We start from the raw sequence: 19225 nt of genomic DNA, 5'->3' as shown, positions 1-19225 counted from the left end.
ACCGTGGCCGACCTGGGATTCAAGACCACCGCACCGGTCGCGTCGGGGAAGCCGGCGGACTTCACCGCCGTGTTCTACCGCGAGTACGCGCTCCTCGCCCGCAACAGGGTCAACCTCATCCTCGGCCTGACCCCGATGCTCGTGTACCTGCTCCTCGTGAACACCTCGCTGGGCAACGTCGTCGGGAACATCACCTACCGCGGCGAAACCCTCCCCTTCGCGGTCTTCCTGCTCCCCATGGTGCTGGCCATGTCGGTGGTCAGCGCCTCCGGGACGACGGGCATGGCGATGTTCCAGGAGGAGATGAGCGGGGTGTCCACCCAGCTCTGGAGCTGGCCGCTGCGCCGATCGCGCTTCCTGGCCGGCAAGCTCCTGGCCGGGGTCTCGCTCGTACTGGCCCAAAGCCTGCTGGCCCTGGCCGTCGCAGCGATCATCTTCGACTACCCCTTCCACGCCTCCCACTGGATCTGGCTGCTGCTGGCGCTGGTGCTCTCGTCGGTGGCGTTCAACGGGCTGTACCTCGCGGCGGCCGTCCTCATCAGCGACTACCGCACCTTCATGGTGCTCACCAGCGTGTCGGTACCCGTCCTCGTCTTCGCCGCTCCCTCGCTGTCCACCTCGCAGCAGCTCCCCACCGTGCTCCGGTGGATCTCGACGGTGAACCCGGTGTCGTACGCCGTCACCGGAATGCGCGACGCCGCGATCTTCGGCCTGGGCAAGGCCTGGCCCTCCCTGGTGGTGCTCGCCGTCGTCGCGATCGCCGCCAACTTCGTCGCCGGCCGGGCGCTGTTGCGGCGCACCCGGAACCTCTGACCCGCAGGAGCTCCCCACCGTGCAGAACGACGATGCACCCCTGGCCTGGCTCGCCACACCCGCGGACCGCTCCGTACACCGCCTTCCGGGCACGGACAGAGCCCAACCGCCCAAGGCAACCTGGGAGATGGCGACACGCGCCGCGGCCAGGGTGGGCGTCACCCGGGTCGCCGACATCACCCGGCTCGACTCCATCGGCATCCCGACCTTCCAGGCGATCCGGCCGCTCTCCAGGACGCTCGCCGTCTCCCAGGGCAAGGGGATGACCTCCGAACTGGCCAGGCTCTCGGCGGTGATGGAGTCGGTCGAGACCTGGCACGTGGAACAGCCGGCCCTGCCCGCACTGACCGCCACCCCCCGCACGCTCCGTGCGCGACTGGGCTACGAGGTGTCCGCGCTGGCGCCCTCCGCGCCGAGCCTGCTGCACGACGGGCTGCCGCTGGACTGGGTGGCGGCCAGATCCCTGGTCGACGGAGCGCGCACCCTCGTCCCCGTGAACGCCGTCCGGCTGACGCTGGAGGAGAACACCGACTGGAACCCGCCGGTGTTCTTCGAGTCGACGAACGGCCTGGCCGGCGGGAACACCCGGATCGAAGCCGCCCTGCACGCGCTCTGCGAGGTCATCGAGCGCGACGCGATGACGGCCGCGGTCACCGGGGGCGGGGAGATGGGCGTACGCGTGGACCCGCGCTCCCTCGGGTCGCCGGTGGCGGACGAGCTGTGCACGCTGATCGAACGGGCCGGCGTCGTCCTCGAGGTCCGCCTCGTCCCGTCCCCCACCGGCCTGCCGTGCTTCCTGTCCTGGGTCGCGAGCGAGGAGTACCCGGCACCGATGTTCGGCTTCGGCTGCCACATCGGCCCGGAGATCGCCCTCACCCGCGCCGTGTCCGAAGCGGCCCAGGCCAGGCTGGCCTACATCTCGGGGGCCCGGGACGACCTGCGCGAGGACTTCGGGCGGGCGGACACCGGCCGGGTGCGCGGCGCGCGGCCGGGCCCGGCCGCCGCCGACCTCAGGGGCCTCGTGGAGGAGCCCGTCCAGTACGGCAGCCTGGCCGGCGCCCTGGCCCACGTGGTGCGCCGGGCCGCCGCCGCCTTCTCCCATCCGCCCCTCCTCGTCGACCTGACGCGCGAGGAGATCGGGGTCCCGGTCGTCAAGGTCGTGGCTCCGGGGAGCCGCGTATGCCCGGAGGTGCTGTAGTGAACGGGTCCGGTGTGAAGGGGTCCGGCGTGAACGGGTCCGGCGCGAGCGGGTCGAGGGTGATCGTCTACGCGGGGCCGACGATCTCGGCCGCCGACGTCCACGCCGTGCTCCCGGAGGCGGACGTACGGCCCCCCGCGGGCCGGGGCGACCTCCTCGCGGAGCAGTGGCGCCCGGGAGACGTGGTCGTGGTCGTCGACGGCTACTTCCGGGAACGGCGCTCCGTCGGCCACAAAGAGATCCTCCAGGTGCTCACCGAGGGCGCGGAGGTGATCGGCGCCGCGAGCATGGGCGCGCTGCGGGCCGCGGAACTCGCCCCGTGCGGCATGCGGGGCCTCGGGACCGTCTTCACCATGTACGCCTCGGGCGAGATCGACGGGGACGACGAGGTGGGGGTCCTGCACGGCCCGGCCGAGAGGGGGTACCCGGCGCAGACCGTGGCCCTGGTGAACCTCCGCTACGGCTGCAAGGAGGGCGTCGAGACCGAGCTGATCGCGCCCGGCGCGGGCCGCCGGATCGTGGCGGCGGCCGCGGCGCTGCCCTTCACCCACCGGGGCTGGAAGGACATCGAGCAGGCGCTGGACGACGTGGACGGCGTGGACGACGAGGACCGGGAATCCCTGCGGACCCTGGAGGAGATGATCGCCTCGGGCGTCTGGGACCTCAAACGGCTCGACGCGATGGCGGCGCTGCGCGCGATCGCGAGCCGGGGCGCCGTGGCCCCCGGTCCGGTCGCGCCCGAGGTGACCTTCACCGGCATCAGCCGGACCCAGTCCCTGGTCCGGCGGACCCGCCGGGAGCACGCTCCCGGCCGGTGGATGTCGGACCTCGACGTACTGGACGCCGCCCGGCTGTTCGACGAGGGCTACCCCGCCGTGCACGAGGAGGTGCTGACCGGACTGCTGGAGGAGCTCGCAGGCACGAGGGGCATGACGCTCGAGGCGTACGCACGGGCCAAACTCGGGCTCGACGGCCGGTCGTCGCTGCCGGACTCCCTGACCCGCTGGTTCACGGAGGAGGAACGGACCGGGCTGCCCGCCGCCGACCGGATCCGGCTGCTCATGGTGCGGGTGTGGCCGGTGTGGCAGTCGGTCGACTGGCGGCCGGCGGTCCTGGCACGCCTGCGGGACTCCGGGCGCTGGGACGAGTGGTGCGCCCTCGTCGTCCGGGCCGACGAGGCCGCGCAGGAGACCCGGCCCAAGCTCGTGGTCCCGCCGCCGGCGATGTGCGCGAAGCTCTTCCTGCGCCACTGGCAGGGACGCGGCACCTCGCCGGACGCCGAAATGGCCCGCCGCGGATTCACCGGCCTCGACGGGCTCGGCGGTGCGGTCCCGAGGTTCTTCGCCCTGGACGTGCTGCGGGGGCGCGAACGCCGCGGGCGGTGAGCGGTGAACGGTGAGAGGTGGGCGGTCTAGGATGGGAACATGCGTACGAACAAAGGTGAGGTGCGCCCCGCTCCGAGCCCGGAGCTGAGCGGGGCGGAGCTGGCTCGCTGGTACTGGACCCTGGCCGAACTCACCGCGCTGGCGCGCAGGATGGGCCTTCCCGCCGGAGGAGGGAAGGCGGCGGTCGCGGCACGGATCGCGGCCGCGCTGGACGGGCTCCCGGCCCCTGCTCCGGGCCCGGCCGCCGGTCGGCCCGCCCGCGGTGCGGGCCGGCAGCTCGCCGCCCCCGTGGACGGTGCCAGCGTGATCCCGCCGGGGCAGCGGTGCAGCCAGGTGCTGCGGGCGTACTTCGTCCGGGAGATCGGGCCCGGGTTCCACTTCGACGCCTTCATGCGGGATTACGTCGCCCAGGGCGCGGGACGCACCCTCGCCGACGCGGTCGCCCACTGGCACGCCACCCGGGCGCGAGCGGCGCAACCCCGCGAGATCGGTGCCCAGTTCGAGCTGAACCGGTTCCTCAGGGACTGGCACGCCCGCCACCCCGAGGGCACCCGCCCGCAAGCCCTGGCCGCCTGGCGGGACCACCGCTCCAGCCCCCGGAAGGCCGCCGTCACTCCCGGGCCGGAGTGAGCCCCGGCTCCGCGGGCTCCGGCAGGCGCCGGGCCAGGGCCCAGGCCAGCAGGGGGAGCGCGACCAGCGGGAGCAGGGCCGTGTGCAGCGAAGCCGCGTCGGCGGCCGAGCCGATGAGGGGGCTCGCGAGGCCGCCCACGCTGACGGTCAGGCCCAGGGTGACCCCGCTCGCGGTGCCCATGCGGTTGGGCAGGTAGTCCTGACCCAGGGTGACCTGGAGGGAGAAGGGCACGTACAGCGCGGCGGCGGCCAGCGCCGAGCAGACGTACACCAGCGGCAGCGGCAGGAAGAGGATGCCCGCGACGGCCGGCGCCACCGACGCGTAGGCGCGGTGGACGGTGGTGACCCGCCCCCAGCGCGCGGCCAGCCGGCCGCCCAGGAGGGTGCCGCCGGCGCTCCCCGCGAAGAGGGCGAACAGGGCCACGGCGCCGGCGGTCTCGCCGCCGCCGCGCTCACGCACGTACAGCGCGATGAAGGTGCTCAGTCCGGTGAAGACCACCGAGCGCACGACGACCACCAGGGAGAGCCGCAGGAAGGCCCGCCGGTCGTCGCGGGGGCGCCGGAGCGGGGGCGCAGCCACCGCCCGCCGGGTGGTCGAACGCTTCGCGGACGGCGGCCGGTTGAGGAACACGCCCAGCGCCGCCGGGGCGGCCAGCAGCCACCACCCCGCCGGGCCCGGCAGTGCCAGCGCGCCGACGACCAGCAGCGGGGCGCACGCGAAGCCGACGTTGCCGCCGAGTGCGAACCAGCTCATCGCACCGTGCCCGGGGCCGCCCACCGTACGGACCAGCCGGGCGGCCGCCGGGTGGTAGGCGGCGACGCCCAGCCCGGACAGGGCGACGGCGGCCAGAGTGGCCGCGTACCCGGCGTCGAGTCCGACCAGGGCCACCCCCAGCCCCGCGGCGGCGGTGGCCAGCGGGATGAGCCAGGGCATCGGCCACCGGTCGGCGAGCGCTCCGAACAGCGGCTGGACCACGGAGGACAGCAGCGAGGCGGCCAGCACGATGCCGGACGCGGCGGCGTACCCGTACGAGCGCTCGGAGACGAGGAACGGGACGAGCGCGGCGACGGCGCCCTGGTAGACGTCCACGCAGGAGTGGCCCGCCGCGAAGGCGGCCGTCCGGAGCCGGGCCGGGCCGGACCGGGACTCGGGCTGGGGGTGGGACTCGGGCTGGGAGTGGGACTGGAGGGGTCTCATGGAGGTCACCGGTCGAGAATCGCTCCCGCCGGGGGCGGCCCGCTTCCGATAAATTGCCGGATGATGCAGAAAATCCGCCACACCCCGCGCGCGGCCACGAGCATGCGCGAGCTCGACACCCACCACGGCATCGATCCGCACCGCCACGACGACCACCAGATCTGCTACGCGGGTTCCGGGGTGCTGTCCGTGACCACCGACGCGGGCACCTGGGTGGCCCCGACCACCCGCGCCCTGTGGATCCCGGCCGGGACCGTGCACGAGCACCGCGCCTTCGGCCGGGTCGACCTGCACAGCGTGGGCCTGCCCACCCGCCTCAACCCGCTCTCGCTCTCCGCCCCCGCCGTGCTCGCGGTGGGCCCCCTGCTGCGCGAACTGATCCTGGCCTACACCCGGGCCCCGCAGGACGACAGCGCCGAGCGGCGCCGGATGCTGGCGGTGCTGCTCGACCAGCTGCGGGCCTCGCCGCTCCAGCCGCTGCACCTGCCCGCTCCCGCGGATCCCCGGCTGGCCGTGGTGTGCGCACTGCTGCACGCCGATCCGGCGGACCGGCGCGGGCTCGCGGAGCTCTCCGCGCAGGCCGGGGCCGGGGCGGGGGAGCGGACCCTGAGCCGGCTGTTCCGCGCCGAGCTGGGCATGACCTTCCCCCAGTGGCGGACCCAGCTGCGGCTGCACCACGCGCTGCGGTTGCTGGCGGTGGACACCCCCGTGACGGTGGTCGCGCACCGTTGCGGCTGGTCCTCGACGAGCGCGTTCATCGACGTGTTCCGGCGGGCCTTCGGGCACACGCCGGGAGTGCACGCCAAGGGCTGACCGGTTCGTCTGGCCGTCCGCGCCGCACGGGGTCAGCATGGGGGAAGGAACCGGTTCGGGGCCGGGCGATCGGGAGGAACCCATGGCGCACACCCCGACGACCGACGTACTGATCGTGGGCGCCGGCCCGGTCGGCCTCAGCGCGGCCGCGGAACTGCGCCGGCACGGCGTGAGCTGCCGCCTCGTCGACCGGCTGCCGGCCCGCCTCCCGTACGCGAAGGCGGTCGGCATCCAGCCGCGCACGCTGGAAATCTGGGACCGGATGGGTCTGGCCCGCACCGTCTTGGAGGTCGCTGTGCCCCTGCGCGGTCAGCTGATCTACGTCAACGGCACCGAACAGGCCCGGATCGAACTCATGCTGCCCCCCGAAGTGCCGTACCGGTTCGCCGCGTTGCCGCAGTACGAGACCGAGCGGATCCTCGAGGAGCACCTCGCGGCGCTGGGCACCGTCATCGAACGCGGCACCGAACTGCTGTCGTTCACACAGGACGGGGACGGGGACGGGCCCGAGGCCGGGGTCACCAGTCGCCTGCGGACGGCGTCCGGCGGTGAGGAGGAGCTGCGCACCCGCTACCTCATCGGCTGCGACGGAGCGCACAGCACCGTGCGCAAGGGGCTGGGACTGTCGTACGAGGGCGGGGCCTTCGCCGAGGAGTACATGCTGGCCGACGTGGTGAGCGACTGGGACCTGCCCGAGGGGTACGGCCTGCGGTCCATGCACGTCGGCGCCGACGGGTCCACGGACGACCTGCTGGTGTGCATTCCGCTGCCGGGCCGGGGCCGCTACCGCATGTCGATGCTGGTCCCGCCCGAACTCTCCGCGCAGCCGGACGAGGGGCCGGCAGGCGGACCGGCCGGGGGCCCCGGAGCGGGCGACGGCGTGCTGCACGGGCTGGAAGGGGGCCGGGTCCCCGGGCTTTCCCACATCCAGGCCGTCGTCGACCGCCTCGCCCCCGCCCCGGCCACGGTCTCCGCGATGCGCTGGTCCTCCGTGTTCCGCATCAGCCACCGCATCGTCGACCGCTACGGCGACGGCCGCGTCTTCGTCGCGGGCGACGCCGCCCACATCCACCCGCCCACCGGCGCCCAGGGCATGAACACCGGGATCCAGGACGCCTGCAACCTCGCCTGGAAGCTCGCGCTCGCCCTCCGGGAGACGGCCGGCCCCGCCCTGCTCGCGACCTACGACGCGGAGCGCCGCCCCGTCGGCGAAGAGGTCGTCGGCCGGACCGTGCGGCATGCGACCCAGGGCATGGAGAACGAACCGGACGATCTGCGGACCGTGCTGCTCCGCGAGGCCCAACTGCTCGTCGGCTACCGCGACGGACCGCTCGCCGGCAGCCCGTTCGGCCCGGCCGACGCACCCCAGCCCGGCGAACGGGCCCCGGACTGCTCCGGGTTGACCCTGCCCCTCGCCGCCTACCCCTCACGGCTGCTCGACGTGCTGCGCGGCCGGGCCGGCCATGTGGTGCTCCTGTACGGGGACGACGGCGCGGCCCTGGCCGGGGCCGCCGAGCAGGCCCGGGCAGCGGGGGCGGCGCTGGCGGAGGACGACGCGGCCGGGAGCGGCGTTCCCGGCCCGCCGGTCCTGGCCGTCCTGGCCCGCGAGGCCGCACTCGACGCCTCCGCCGCACTGCCCGATGCCGTCCCCGGATACCGGGACGCAGCCGGGGAGTTCGCCCGGCTGTACGGCGCCGACGGCCCGACCGGTTTCCTCGTACGCCCCGACGGCCATCTCGGCGCCCGCTTCCCGCTCTCCGGCACGGCGGCCGCCCTGTCCGGCTACCTCGCTTCGCTGTCCGCCCGGCACGATCCGAAAGAGACGGCCTAGGCGCGGGCGTACCGCAGCAGCACCACCCCGTTGCCGAAGGTGCGGGTCTCCTCCAGCCGGAGCGGGACCAGTCCGTCGGAGGGCGGGAAGAGGGGGTGGCCGCGGCCGATGCGGACGGGCTGCACGTAGATCCGGTACTCGTCCACCAGGCCGTGGCGCAGGAACGAGGCGGCGAGGTCCGCCCCGCTCAGCGTCAGGTCGCCGCCCGGGGCGGCCTTGAGGGCGGCGACCTCCGCCGGTACGACCTCCCGCAGTACGGTGGCGTTCGGGTCGGTCTGCTCGGCGGCCAGGGTGCGCGAGTACACGTACTTCCGCGCGGAGCGCCAGATTCCCGCGAAGTCCGTCACGGCCGCGCTCGCGGCGGGATCGGCGTCGGCGGTGGGCCAGTAGGCGTCCATCAGCTCGTAGGTGACCCGGCCCATCAGCATGCCGCCGACCGAGCGCAGTTCGTCGTTCATGTGCTGGTGCAGCTCTTCGTCGACGCGGTGCCAGTCGATCTGCCGCTCCGGGCCCTCGTGGTAGCCGTCGAGGGAGACCTGCGACATCAGGATGATCTTTCGCATGACCGGCCAGCCTACGCGCCCTCCATACTGGACGGCGTGAACACCGAAGCCGACACCACCGACACCTCCGGCGCCGCGGGTACCGTCCTGTGCGCCGTCGAAGGCCGTACCGGGGTGATCACCCTCAACCGCCCCAGGGCCCTCAACGCCCTCACCCACCCGATGGTGCTCCGCATCACCGAGGCCCTGACCGGCTGGGAGCGGGATCCGGGCGTGGAGCAGGTGCTCATCCGGGGCGCGGGGGAGCGGGGGCTGTGCGCCGGCGGGGACATCCGGGCCATCCACGACGACGCCAAGGCCGGGACGAGCGCCTCGGCCGGCTTCTGGCGCGACGAGTACCGGCTCAACGCGTACATCGCCCGCTACCCCAAGCCGTACGTGGCGCTCATGGACGGCATCGTGATGGGCGGCGGAGTCGGCGTGTCCGCCCACGGCAGCGTCCGCGTGGTCACCGAGCGCTCCCGCGTCGCCATGCCCGAGACCGGCATCGGCTTCGTCCCGGACGTCGGCGGCACCCACTTGCTGGCCCGCGCCCCCGGCCTGCTCGGCACCCATCTCGCCCTCACCGGCTCCGCGGTGGGCGCCGCCGACGCGCTGCTGTGCGGGCTCGCCGACCACTTCGTGACCGCCGACCGGCTGCCGGCGCTGACCGCCGAGCTCGCAGGGGCCCCGGCCCGGGAGGTGCTGGGGCGGTACGCCACCGAGCCCGGGCCGGGCGTGCTGGCGGGGGCGCGGGGCTGGATCGACCACTGCTACGCCGCCGCCACCGTCGAGGAGGTCGTGGACCGGCTGCTCGGATACGGGGACCCGGAGGCCAAGGAGGCCGCCGCGACGATCCTCGCCAAGTCCCCGACCGCGCTGAAGGTGACCCTGGAGGCCGTGCGCCGGGCCGCCGCGCTCGGCTCCCTGGAGCCGGTGCTGGAACAGGAGTTCAGGGTCTCCTGCCATGCGCTGACCGCGCCCGACCTGGTGGAGGGCATCCGGGCGCAGGTCGTCGACAAGGACCGCGACCCGCACTGGTCCCCGGCCACCCTCGGCGAGGTCACCGAACAGGACGTGGCCCGCTTCTTCGCCCCGCTCGCCGGGGACGGCCCCGGGATCCTCGCGGGGTGAACCCGTCCGCGGCGCGGGGGCGGCGTCTCAGAGCCCCCGCGCCCGGTCACCCGCCCCGGCCGGTGCGGTCGCCCGCGGACCGGGTACGTCGGCGCGGCGCCGCACCGACCAGCAGTCCGGGACCGGCTCCCCGAAGTGCTCCTCGTCCGTCATGGGGCCGACCTCGGTGTCCGTCCCGTCGCCGCTGTCCATGACGGGCCCGGCCATGCGGCCGGAGAGACGGGTTCGGGCGAAGTCGAACTGGGCCGGCAGGGGGACCAGGCGGGGCGGGGTCACGGGACCGTGCTCCTGTCCTACGCGGTGGGCGCGGCGCCGGTGACGGTGGCATCGGCGGCCGGCTCGGTCGCGGTCTCCACCCAGTCGACCAGTTCGATGATCACGCCGTTGGGGTCGGACACCAGGAACACGCGCTCGCCCCAGGGCTCCACCCGCGGCTCCATGACGATCGGGACGCCCTCGGCCCGCAGTCGCTCGTACTCGGCGGGCAGGTCCGCCACGGTGAACGCGAGCAGCACCCCGGCGGCCCGCTGCTCGCGCAGTTCCTCGGGGAGCACCTCCAGACCGCGCCGTACGAAGATCACGTTCGGGCCGTCGGGGTGGGAGAGGGAGGTGAAGCCGTCGGCGGCCATTGTCTCCTTGAATCCGAAATGCCTGGTCAGGAAGGCGGAAGAGGTGGTGGTGTCCTCGACGGTGAGGCAGATGGCGGTGTCGGTGATCCGCATGGGGTCCTCCTGGTGTCAGGGCTCGGAGTTTTATTATACATAGTATTATGTACGCCGTAGAAGGTTAACGTGGTGCTTGAATGAGCGGGCTGCCGGAAGGCGGCGGGAAGGGGGTCCGGAGTGACCACGGACCGGAGCGGCGCGGGCGACCCCGTCCGCACGCTGGAACTGCTGTGGCGCGAGCCGGGGCAGGGGGCGCCCAGCGGGCGGCGCGGACCCCGGCAGGGGCTGACCGTCGACGCCGTCGTCGACGGCGCGATCGCGCTCGCCGACGAGGCGGCGGGCGAGGGGCGGTCGGGACTGGCCGCGCTGACGATGCGGGCGCTGGCCCAGCGGCTGGGGGTCACCCCCATGACCCTCTACACCTACGTCCCCGGCAAGGCCGAGCTGCTCGACCTGATGCTCGACGCCGTCTACCTGGCCATGGAGCGCGGCGAGCCCGCCCCGGACGGAGCCTGGCGCGAGAAGGTCGCCCGCATCGCCGAGGAGAACCGCGCACTGTTCCTGCGGCACCCGTGGATCGGCGAGCTCTCCGTCACCCGCCCCCCGCTGGGCCCCGGAGTGATCGGCAAGTACGAGCACGAACTCGCGGCCTTCGACGGCATCGGCCTCACCGACGTGGAGATGGACGCGGCCCTGACCCACCTCCTCGGCTTCGTCCACGCGCAGGCCCTGGCCGCCGCCGACACCGCCGCGCACAACGCCCGCCAGAGCGACCAGGAGTGGTGGGAGCTCAGTGCCCCGCTGCTGGAGCGGGCCATGGACCCGGAGCGCTACCCCCTCGCCGGGCGGGTCGGCAGCGCGGTCGGCGGATACAGTCCCGGGACCGTGTGGGACTTCGGCCTGCGCTGCGTCCTCGACGGGATCGCCCGGCTGCTGGAGCGCCCCTGACCCGGCCCGGTCCGAAGGGCGCGCCCTACCGGTAGCCGGTGGGGTCCGCCGGGAGGTCCGGGTCCTGCACCTCGACCATGTACCGCCAGGCGTCCGGCCGGCTGCCGTCCACGTCCGTGAAGCCGTAGACCCGGGCGAGCTGGCCGCTGGAGAGCGACTGCCCGTTCCAGCGGGAGAGTTCCGGGTCGGCGGCCAGGGCCGCGACCGCGCGGCCGACGTAGAACGGGGTCTCCGAGATCCCGAAGTGCGGGACCGTCTTCAGTGCGTCCCGCCAATTCGCCTCGCTGACACCGAAGTTGTCGAGCATCATCTCCGACCGGAGCCAGCCCGGGGTCAGGGCCACCGCCGTCGCTCCGCGCGGTCCCACCTCGTGGCCGAGTGCGAACGCCATGCGCAGCACGGCGGCCTTGGCGATGTCGTAGAAGAAGGAGACGCGGTAGCGGCTCGCGTTGTACTCCGCCGTGCCGTCCGTCATCTCCACCACCAGCCCGCCCGGCTCGCGCAGCAGCAGCGGGAGCGCGTAGTGGCTGGTCACCGCATGGGTCTCCACGGCCAGCCGCAGCAGCCGCAGCCCCTTGTCCAGGTCGTGTTCCCAGACCGTGCTGTCCCACTCGAAGAGCCGCTCGCCGCCCCAGATGTCGTTCACCAGCACGTCGAGCCGGCCCCGCTCGGCGTCGATCCGCCCGACCAGGGCCTCGACCTCTCCGGGCACCATGTGGTCCGCGACCACCGCGATCCCCCGGCCGCCCGCCGCCGTGACCAGCTCGGCCGTCTCCTCGATCGTCTCGGGCCGGTCGTATTCCGAGCGCCTGCCCCGCGTACTGCGCCCGCTCACGTACACGGTCGCGCCCCGCGCCCCCAACTCGACCGCGATGCCCCTGCCCGCGCCCCGGGTCGCCCCGGCCACCAGGGCGACCTTGCCTTCGAGAGTCCGCTCTGCCTCCGTCATGACCGCGACCCTACGACGCCCGCGTGCGGCGGGGGCGGCGCGGCGCGCCTGCGGATTCCCGGGGGCGGGGCGGGTGCGGCCTTGAACAACCGGCCCCCGAGGCCGCACTGTTGGCCGAGATCCGTTCGTATTGTCAGGAGACAGGCTTGTCCACCGACCCCGCGCAGGCATCCGAGCCCACGCCCCCGTCCGCGACCCCGGCCCCGCACGTCATCGACCCCGCCGGCGGCTGCCCGCACGCCCTCAACGCCCGGCTGCGCGCCCGGGGCCCCGTGGCCGAGGTGGTCCTGCCCGGTGGCGTGCCCGGCACGGTCGTCCTCGGGCACGAGGCGCTGAAGGAGTTCCTCGCCCACCCCGATGTGGCCAAGGACGCCCGGCACTTCCCCGCCCTGCACGACGGCACCATCGCCCCGGACTGGCCGCTGCGCGTCTTCGCCAACGCCCAGGGCATGCACACCGCCGACGACACCGACCACCGCCGGCTGCGCTCCCTGGTGGGCAAAGCCTTCACCGCCCGCCAGGTGGAGCGGCTGCGCCCCCGGATCGAGGAACTGACGGCCGGTCTGCTGGACGACCTGGACCGGGCGGCGGAGGCGTCCCCCGACGGGGTGGCGGACCTGCGCACGCACGTCGCGCTGCCGCTCCCGATGAGCGTGATCTGCGAGCTCCTCGGCGTGGACCCCGAACACCGGGGGCGGCTGCACGAGCTGTCGCACACCGTCATCATCGCCACCGACACCACCCCGGCCGAGGTCATGGCGGCCGCACGCGAGCTCGTCGAGCTGATCGGCGCCATCGCCGCCACCCGCCGGGCCGATCCGGGCGAGGACCTGACGAGTGCGCTGATAGCGGCCCGCGACGGCGACGGAGACCGGCTCAGCGAGGCCGAACTCACCGGCACCATGCGGCTGATGCTGGTCGCGGGCCACGAGACCACGCTCAACCTGATCAGCAATGCCGTCCGGGCCCTGTGCACCCACCGCGACCAGCTCGCGCTGGTCCTGGAGGGCAAGGCCACCTGGTCGGACGTGGTCGACGAGACCCTGCGCTTCGACGCCCCGGTCAGCTGGTTCCCGTTCCGCTATCCGATCCGTGATCTGACCATCGACGGGACCTTGATCCCGCAGGGCACCCCGGTCCTCGCCGGCTACACGGCGGCCGGCCGCGACGAGGCCTTCCACGGCCCGGACGCCGACCGCTTCGACCTGACCCGCCCCACCGCGGCCCGTAGCCTCTCCTTCGGCCACGGCGCCCACTACTGCGTCGGGGCCCCGCTCGCCCGGCTGGAGGCCACCACCGCCCTGGAAGCCCTCTTCACCCGCTTCCCGGACCTGGACCTGGCCGTCCCCGAAGCCGAACTCCCGCACCAGCGCAGCTTCATCGGCAACAGCGTGGATTCGCTTCCGGTCCGGCTACGGGGCCTGGCCCGGCGGTGAGATCTCCGTACTCAGCCACCCCAGGGCGTCCGGGTACATCGCGATCCAGGTCTGGAAGTTGTGCCCGCCCTGCGGGCGGACCAGGGTCTTGATCCGGACCCCGGAGTTCCGGGCCGCCTCGGTGAAGTCGGTCAGCTGCTGCGGCGGGCTGTCCTTGTCCTGCGCGGACGTGGCCAGGAACAGCCCGACGTCCGTGTTCTTCTCGTGCTGGACCAGCCACATCGGGCTGTTGCGCTCGCGCAGCACGGGATCGGACAGCACCTCCGGGTCGCCGGTCAGCGGATCCGGGTCCAGGGCGGCGCCCGCCCGGAACGCCTTCGGGTACTGGAGCGGCAGCTTGGCCGCACAGAAGGCCCCGGTGGAGATGCCCATCAGCCCCCAGCCCCGGGGCTCCGGGAGCGTGCGGAAGTTCTTGGCGACCAGATCCGGCACGTCCTGGGCGAGCCAGCTCGCCACCTTGCGCTGCGGGGTGTCCGTGCAGTCGGTGTTCACCCCTCCGGGGTACAGGTCGGGGATCACCAGGATGAAGGGGTGCGCCGCGCCGAGCCGGACGAGCTGCTCCAGCGCGCCGGGCATGTCGCCGATGTCGATCCAGGAGCGGGGCGAGCCCGGGTAGCCGTGCAGCAGCATCAGCACGGGGAACCGGGTCTTGTCCGCGCCCGGTGCGTCGTACTCCGGGGGAGTCCACACGATGACCTGCCCGGCGAGCTTCGAGTGGGAGCCGCGGAAGTAGGTGGTGCGGATGCCGTCGCCGCCGAGGGTGAACCTGGCCCGTCCCAGCGGCGGCCCGGTCATCGCGGAGTCGTTCTGCCCGGTGTCGGTGCCGAGCAGGTCGTCCCAGGAGGAGTAGAGGCCGTAGCTCCCGTTGATCCAGGTGGCCACCACGCAGATGGCGGTGAGCTGGCACAAGCCGATCATCAGCAGCCGGGCCGGCCAGCGCACCCAGCCGGGGCCGGGGATCCGGTTCCACAGGAGCAGCGCGGCGAGCATCGCGAGTGCCGTGACGACGATCAGCGTGACGAGGAACGACGTACTGGTCAGCTCCACTGCGCCGGCTCCTGACGTACGACGGAATGATGGAGAATTCCGGACAATACGCCAAATCTACGACGCGCACCGCCCGGGGGAGGGGGCGGCACGCATCGTGTCGGACCCGGGGAGGGGTGCCGGGAGGAGAGGGTGCTGGATCCGATCCCGAACGGCTTGTCCAGGAAGGGCCGGATGAAGGTCCAGGCCGCCAGGACGCGGAGGGCCGCGAGGGCGATGCGGGCCGGCAGGGTGAGGGTGGGCTCGCACCTCCGGTCGTGCCGGCGGTCGCGCCGGTGGTGGTGATCTTGCGGGAAGGGGGGATCGCGGTGGCCATGACGTGCACCTTTGCCCGTTGCCGGGATCTCGTGAATGCATTCACAATCTGCGATCTTCATCCCGCGCGAACACGCGGCGAAGATCCCGAACCGATGGGCCGGGAGACCTCGCAGGTCAGGACCTTGGTCCTGGGGTAGATTCACCGCCTGTTCACCTGCGCGGTTCCGGGGCTTTCGGGCGGGCTGGTGTCGTATGAGGCATGATCGACGGGGATATGCGGAAACTGCAGAAGAAGCAGAAAGTGACGAGTCGCCGGATTCGTTCCGGAGTGCGGTCCGGGATCGCGCCGGTGGCGCCGTCGCGCGCGGGCTACCAGGTCAAACTGCTGGTCGACCCGGACCGGGTGCTCGACGCCGACGGCCGGCCCACGGCGGCCGCGGCCGCCGCGCTGTCGCTGGGCGCACCCGGCCGCTCGGAGGTCGCCCAGTACGTGGACGACGCCGGGCGAAGCCTGAACGGGCAGGGCTGGATCGTCCGCATCCGGCGCCACGACGACGAGAACCGGATCCGCCTCGCCTACAAGGCCCGCTTCGACATCGAGGGCGACGGTACGGACCCGGCCGCCGTGCGGCGCGTGATGGACCGGGCCTCAGGGCACAACTTCTGCGCGGGCGAAGGCAATTACACCGTCCAGGTCAACCTCAGCCACACCCGCGCCACCCTCGACTTCACCAACAAGAAGTGCCGGCCGGTCCCGGGGCTGGCGCCCGGCGAGCTGCCCGGGCTCGACGCCTCCCGCGCCCTCGTCCTGGAACGCCTCCCCGGAAAGCTCGCCAAGTGGGGTGCGAAACCTGCCGGTTGGGCGGAGTCGGTCACCGCTTCATCTCGACTCCACGGTCCCGTAAAGCAGGCCAACTATCCTGGCCGGATGCTCGATCACCCGATGGAGACGCAAGTCAGCCGGCTGCGGACCGCCTCCGGCGAGCTGACCTGGTTCACCGAGATCACCGCCAAGGGGCGCACCCTGCGCGACGCGGTCGAGCTGCGCGCCGACCTGATGGGCAAGCTCCGCGCCGAGGGCTGGCTGCTGGAGCGGGACGCCTTCAAGACCGACCTCATCCTCGGCTCGTGAACACCTCCGCGCCCGTACCCATACGCGTGGCCCACCTGGCCGACCTGCACATAGGCTCCGCGCTGCGCGGCCTGGCCGACTATCCCGGGGCGCCCGCGATTGACGGGCGCGAAGCCCCGTACGAGGCCCTGAGCGCGGCCGTGCACCGCATCGTCGGGGGCGGCTACGACGCGGTGCTCATCGCCGGGGACGTCTTCGACCGCCGCCACGCCGACGCCCGGGCGCTGGCCGCCTGCCAGGACGCGCTCGGCGCCTTCCACGAGGCGGGCCTGCGCACCGTGGTGGTCTCGGGCAACCACGACGCCGAGACCCCGCTGCCGCACAAACTGAACCTCCCGCCCTCGGTGCGCTGGCTGGGCGCCGACGCCCCCGAATCGGTGACCTGGCCCGACCTCGGCATCACCGTCCACGGCCAGTCGGTGGCGGTGCCCGACGAGCGCCGCGACCTCGCGGCCGGCTTCCCCCGCGCGATGCCCGGCGCCGTCAACATAGGGCTGCTGCACACCAGCCTGCACGGTGCCTGGAGCGGCCGGATCTGCGCACCGTCCGACCCGCGGACACTGGCCCGCGCCGGATACGACTACTGGGCCCTGGGCCACGTCCACCACCGGCTGGTCCCCGGCTGCGGCGCCTTCGCCGTCTACCCGGGCAACACGCACGCCCGCGGCCCGGCAGAGCCGGGCGGCCGCGGCTTCACCGAGCTGCTGATCGAAGGCCCCGCCGCGGATCCGGACCAGAACCCCGGCCCCGTCCCCGCTCCTGGCGGCGGCGGTGACCGCCGCCGGATCGGGATCCTCCCCGTGGACACGGCCCCGGTGCGCTACGAGACGCTCCACCTCCCGTGCCCTGAGACCGCCGAGGCCGACCTGCGGGACCGGTTCGCGGCCGTCCCGCAGCCGTCGGGGGACGGCGCCGGCGCCATCGTGTGGACCCTCAGTGCCACCACCCAGCCCGGCCTGCTCCACGAGGCCCGCGCCCTGGCCGGCCCGGCCGCGATGGTCTGCCCGGCCGAGGCCCCGTCCGCCGGGGGCGCGGCCACCGCTTGCTGACCCGGCCCGCTCCGGCTTGATGCGGGCCGGCCCGGGGCCCTGCCAGGCCCGATCCGCAGGACATGCCTCAGCCCCGCACCCGGACCGTCACCGCGTGCCAACCGGTGGCCCCGTCGGGGAGGGTTCCGGCGCGTTCCCCCGTCTGTACGGCGCCGGTGCCGTCCGTGGCGCGGACCTCCAGGGTGTGCCCGCCCGGAGCCGCCTCCCAGATCCACACCCACTGGCGCCAGGTGTCGTTCCCGTCCGCGGCCCCGAGCCGGGCCTCGCGCCACGGGCCGGCGTCCACCCGTACCTCGACCCGGGCGATGCCCCGGTGCTGCGCCCAGGCCACCCCGGCGACGGCCACCCGGCCCGCCACGACCTCGGCGAAGGGGCGCGGCGTGTCGATGCGGGACTGGGTCTTGACCGGAGCCCGCCGCGCCCAGGAGCGGCGCACCCAGTACGCGTCGTACGCCGCGAAGGTGGTCAGCCGCAGCTCGCGCAGCCACTTGCACGCCGAGACGTACCCGTACAGGCCCGGCACGATCATCCGGACGGGGAAGCCGTGCCGGAAGGGGAGCGGCTCGCCGTTCATCCCCACGGCCAGCAGCGCCTCGCGGCCGTCCATCACGGTCTCGACGGGGGTGCCGAGGGTCATCCCGTCCACCGAGCGCGCCACGAGCTGGTCGGCGCGGCCGCCCTGCGACGGCGGTCGCACCCCCGCCTCGCGGAGCAGATCGGCGAGGCGCACGCCCAGCCAGCGGGCGTTGCCCGTGTACGGGCCGCCGACCTCGTTCGACACGCAGGTGAGGGTGGCGTCGTGCTCGACCAGGGGGCGGGCCAGCAGCTCCCGCAGGCTGAGGGTGAGGGGCCTGGAGACCCCGTCCCCGTGCACGCTGAGCCGCCAGGTGTCCGCGTCCACGCGCGGGACGACCAGCGCGGTGTCCACCCGGTAGAACGCCGGGTTGGGGGTGATGAAGCGGGCCGTCCCGGGGATCCGCAGGTCGGACCCGGCCGGGACGGGCGGGGCCGGCGCGGCGGGCGGCGGAAGGACGAGCCCGGCCCGCGAGGCCGTGGCGCCCGCGTCCCCGAAGGCGCCGAGCCGCCTCCCGGCGTACCCGGCCCCGGCCGAGAGGACCAGGGTGGCGACGGCCAGGCGGCCGAAGCCGCGCCGGTCCAGGGCCCCGGCCGGGTCGGCTTGGGAGGACCGCGGGTGGGGCCGAGGGATGGCTCTGACCAGCAGGTACAGCACTCCGGCGGCCCCGGACCCGCCCACCAGCGAGGGCAGCGCATCCTGCCAGGCGGCCTCCGGCCGGCTGAGCGCGGCCGCCGCGCCGAGCACGCCGAAGGCGGCCGCGAGAGCCGTGCCCGCGGCAGGGCGGCGTACGGCCAGCAGCCCGGCGGCGATCGCCACGGCGGCCAGCACCCCGGCGATGCCCAGGGTCAGGACCAGCTTGTCGTCCGTACCGAACTGGCGGACCGCCCACTCCTTGACGGCGGTCGGGGTGTGGTCGACCACGACCCCGCCGACGGCGGTGACCGGCGCGGCCTCGGGGCGTACGGCCGCCGCGGCCAGCTGGGCCAGAGCCAGCCCGGCGAAGGCGGCGAGCAGCCCGCTGACGGCGCCGAGCACGGCCCGGCCCGGCCCGCCTTCCGCGGCCCGCCCCGCTTTCGTACGGGTCATGCGGAGTCACCGCCCGCCCCGCTCGTCGGGATGTCCCCCAGCTACCAGGGTGCCTCCGGTCCGGGGGTCCGCGCCTCGGGCGCGCAGCTGTCCGGCCCGCTCCACGGCCGGCGCTTGCGCAGTTCCACGATCCCGTCGGTGAGCCGCTCCCGCAGATCGGAGCGGCGGCGCAGCTGCTGCTCCCGGTCCGCGGGCGGTGGTAACCGGCCGGTGACGGGCGGCCCGGGGGGCGTGGTGAGGGGAGCGGTGACGGGCGGGCCAGGGGGAGCGGTGGGAGGCGCGGCGGCGGGCGTGGCGGGTGGCGCGGCGGCCCCGCCGGTGAGGAACGTCAGCAGTTCCAGTGTCGCGGAGGTGCGGTGCGGATCGGTTTCGGACAAGGCGGGCGGCGTCCTTCCGGCGATGGCGGCGGCGAAAGGGCGGTCGCCGGACGATGGTTCCGGTGACCGCCCCTGATCCGCTTCCGTCAGTTTCCTTCAGTGAACCCAATCCCGCGCCGCAGCGGCGGCCGGTCGGCCCGGTTGTCCCCCGGGCGGG

19 protein-coding genes are annotated in these 19225 nt (G+C 74.1%); 11 read left to right on the top strand and 8 right to left on the bottom strand.

Going from position 1 to position 19225, the window contains the following annotated elements; translation table 11 throughout:
• Nucleotides 1–3 precede the first annotated feature (3 nt).
• The 4 genes from ACFYM0_RS05630 to ACFYM0_RS05615 are packed head-to-tail and all read left to right on the top strand — an operon-like array spanning nt 4 to nt 4026.
• Nucleotides 4–813, top strand: coding sequence for an ABC transporter permease (locus ACFYM0_RS05630; protein WP_388496913.1), 810 nt, complete (start codon nt 4–6; stop codon nt 811–813).
• Between the two features lie 19 nt (nt 814–832).
• On the top strand, nt 833–2011 hold the full coding sequence (locus tag ACFYM0_RS05625) for a YcaO-like family protein (RefSeq protein WP_388496911.1): 1179 nt from the start codon (nt 833–835) through the stop codon (nt 2009–2011).
• A gap of 29 nt (nt 2012–2040) precedes the next feature.
• The gene (locus ACFYM0_RS05620) at nt 2041–3396 is read left to right on the top strand and encodes a TfuA-like protein (RefSeq protein WP_388496908.1); all 1356 of its coding nucleotides are present in this window, start codon (nt 2041–2043) and stop codon (nt 3394–3396) included.
• A 39-nt stretch (nt 3397–3435) separates the two neighbouring features.
• Nucleotides 3436–4026 carry a DUF6434 domain-containing protein gene (locus ACFYM0_RS05615; RefSeq protein ID WP_388496906.1) on the top strand — a complete coding sequence of 197 codons (591 nt, stop codon included), beginning with the start codon at nt 3436–3438 and terminating at the stop codon, nt 4024–4026.
• On the opposite strand, the gene ACFYM0_RS05610 is transcribed toward ACFYM0_RS05615, so the two are convergent.
• Complete coding sequence (locus tag ACFYM0_RS05610) at nt 4007–5224, bottom strand: MFS transporter (RefSeq protein ID WP_388497695.1); 1218 nt, start codon at nt 5222–5224, stop codon at nt 4007–4009. The genes ACFYM0_RS05615 and ACFYM0_RS05610 overlap by 20 nt on opposite strands.
• Nucleotides 5225–5287: 63 nt before the next feature.
• On the opposite strand from ACFYM0_RS05610, the gene ACFYM0_RS05605 reads away from it, so the two are divergent.
• Both ACFYM0_RS05605 and ACFYM0_RS05600 read left to right on the top strand, forming a co-directional pair.
• Complete coding sequence (locus ACFYM0_RS05605; RefSeq protein WP_388497693.1) at nt 5288–6037, top strand: AraC family transcriptional regulator; 750 nt, start codon at nt 5288–5290, stop codon at nt 6035–6037.
• An 82-nt stretch (nt 6038–6119) separates the two neighbouring features.
• Complete coding sequence (locus tag ACFYM0_RS05600) at nt 6120–7868, top strand: FAD-dependent monooxygenase (protein ID WP_388496904.1); 1749 nt, start codon at nt 6120–6122, stop codon at nt 7866–7868.
• On the opposite strand, the gene ACFYM0_RS05595 is transcribed toward ACFYM0_RS05600, so the two are convergent.
• Nucleotides 7865–8431, bottom strand: coding sequence for a dihydrofolate reductase family protein (locus ACFYM0_RS05595; protein WP_388496901.1), 567 nt, complete (start codon nt 8429–8431; stop codon nt 7865–7867). The genes ACFYM0_RS05600 and ACFYM0_RS05595 overlap by 4 nt on opposite strands.
• Before the next feature lie 36 nt (nt 8432–8467).
• Here ACFYM0_RS05595 and ACFYM0_RS05590 point away from each other — a divergent pair, with 36 nt between their 5' ends.
• On the top strand, nt 8468–9544 hold the full coding sequence (locus ACFYM0_RS05590) for an enoyl-CoA hydratase/isomerase family protein (RefSeq protein WP_388496900.1): 1077 nt from the start codon (nt 8468–8470) through the stop codon (nt 9542–9544).
• Nucleotides 9545–9571: 27 nt separating this feature from the next.
• On the opposite strand, the gene ACFYM0_RS05585 is transcribed toward ACFYM0_RS05590, so the two are convergent.
• Complete coding sequence (locus ACFYM0_RS05585; RefSeq protein WP_388496898.1) at nt 9572–9820, bottom strand: hypothetical protein; 249 nt, start codon at nt 9818–9820, stop codon at nt 9572–9574.
• A 17-nt stretch (nt 9821–9837) separates the two neighbouring features.
• The gene (locus ACFYM0_RS05580; RefSeq protein WP_388496895.1) at nt 9838–10266 is read right to left on the bottom strand and encodes a VOC family protein; all 429 of its coding nucleotides are present in this window, start codon (nt 10264–10266) and stop codon (nt 9838–9840) included.
• A 120-nt stretch (nt 10267–10386) separates the two neighbouring features.
• On the opposite strand from ACFYM0_RS05580, the gene ACFYM0_RS05575 reads away from it, so the two are divergent.
• Entirely contained in the window at nt 10387–11157 is a 771-nt protein-coding gene (locus ACFYM0_RS05575) for a TetR/AcrR family transcriptional regulator (RefSeq protein WP_388496892.1), read from the top strand.
• A 25-nt stretch (nt 11158–11182) separates the two neighbouring features.
• Here the strand turns inward: ACFYM0_RS05575 and ACFYM0_RS05570 are convergent, their stop codons facing one another.
• Entirely contained in the window at nt 11183–12106 is a 924-nt protein-coding gene (locus tag ACFYM0_RS05570) for an SDR family oxidoreductase (RefSeq protein ID WP_388496891.1), read from the bottom strand.
• Between the two features lie 146 nt (nt 12107–12252).
• Between ACFYM0_RS05570 and ACFYM0_RS05565 the strand changes: the two genes are divergently transcribed.
• The gene (locus tag ACFYM0_RS05565) at nt 12253–13542 is read left to right on the top strand and encodes a cytochrome P450 (protein ID WP_388496890.1); all 1290 of its coding nucleotides are present in this window, start codon (nt 12253–12255) and stop codon (nt 13540–13542) included.
• Here ACFYM0_RS05565 and ACFYM0_RS05560 read toward each other — a convergent pair.
• A complete protein-coding gene (locus ACFYM0_RS05560) occupies nt 13519–14589 on the bottom strand; it encodes an alpha/beta hydrolase (protein ID WP_388496888.1) in 1071 nt (356 codons plus the stop codon). The two genes, ACFYM0_RS05565 and ACFYM0_RS05560, sit on opposite strands and share 24 nt — an antisense overlap.
• Nucleotides 14590–15148: 559 nt before the next feature.
• On the opposite strand from ACFYM0_RS05560, the gene ACFYM0_RS05555 reads away from it, so the two are divergent.
• Both ACFYM0_RS05555 and ACFYM0_RS05550 read left to right on the top strand, forming a co-directional pair.
• Complete coding sequence (locus ACFYM0_RS05555) at nt 15149–15979, top strand: hypothetical protein (protein ID WP_388496886.1); 831 nt, start codon at nt 15149–15151, stop codon at nt 15977–15979.
• On the top strand, nt 15976–17028 hold the full coding sequence (locus tag ACFYM0_RS05550) for an exonuclease SbcCD subunit D (RefSeq protein ID WP_388496884.1): 1053 nt from the start codon (nt 15976–15978) through the stop codon (nt 17026–17028). Before ACFYM0_RS05555 ends, ACFYM0_RS05550 begins: the two co-directional genes overlap by 4 nt.
• 67 nt (nt 17029–17095) lie before the next feature.
• Here the strand turns inward: ACFYM0_RS05550 and ACFYM0_RS05545 are convergent, their stop codons facing one another.
• Both ACFYM0_RS05545 and ACFYM0_RS05540 read right to left on the bottom strand, forming a co-directional pair.
• Nucleotides 17096–18691 (bottom strand): molybdopterin-dependent oxidoreductase, encoded by a 1596-nt coding sequence (locus ACFYM0_RS05545; RefSeq protein WP_388496882.1) that lies wholly within the window; start codon nt 18689–18691, stop codon nt 17096–17098.
• Between the two features lie 41 nt (nt 18692–18732).
• Nucleotides 18733–19068 (bottom strand): hypothetical protein, encoded by a 336-nt coding sequence (locus ACFYM0_RS05540; protein ID WP_388496880.1) that lies wholly within the window; start codon nt 19066–19068, stop codon nt 18733–18735.
• Nucleotides 19069–19225 lie beyond the last annotated feature (157 nt).

Source organism: Streptomyces sp. NPDC006487, assembly GCF_042870555.1.
Taxonomy (GTDB): domain Bacteria; phylum Actinomycetota; class Actinomycetes; order Streptomycetales; family Streptomycetaceae; genus Streptomyces.
Note: the sequence above shows the minus strand (reverse complement) of the source record. Positions and strands in the feature narration are given on the sequence as shown.

Coding starts and splice junctions, on each gene's coding strand:
- ACFYM0_RS05615 (WP_388496906.1), top strand. CDS start 3,436: ATGCGTACGAACAAAGGTGAGGTGCGCCCCGCTCCGAGCCCGGAGCTG.
- ACFYM0_RS05610 (WP_388497695.1), bottom strand. CDS start 5,224: ATGAGACCCCTCCAGTCCCACTCCCAGCCCGAGTCCCACCCCCAGCCC.
- ACFYM0_RS05605 (WP_388497693.1), top strand. CDS start 5,288: ATGCAGAAAATCCGCCACACCCCGCGCGCGGCCACGAGCATGCGCGAG.
- ACFYM0_RS05600 (WP_388496904.1), top strand. CDS start 6,120: ATGGCGCACACCCCGACGACCGACGTACTGATCGTGGGCGCCGGCCCG.
- ACFYM0_RS05595 (WP_388496901.1), bottom strand. CDS start 8,431: ATGCGAAAGATCATCCTGATGTCGCAGGTCTCCCTCGACGGCTACCAC.
- ACFYM0_RS05580 (WP_388496895.1), bottom strand. CDS start 10,266: ATGCGGATCACCGACACCGCCATCTGCCTCACCGTCGAGGACACCACC.
- ACFYM0_RS05570 (WP_388496891.1), bottom strand. CDS start 12,106: ATGACGGAGGCAGAGCGGACTCTCGAAGGCAAGGTCGCCCTGGTGGCC.
- ACFYM0_RS05545 (WP_388496882.1), bottom strand. CDS start 18,691: ATGACCCGTACGAAAGCGGGGCGGGCCGCGGAAGGCGGGCCGGGCCGG.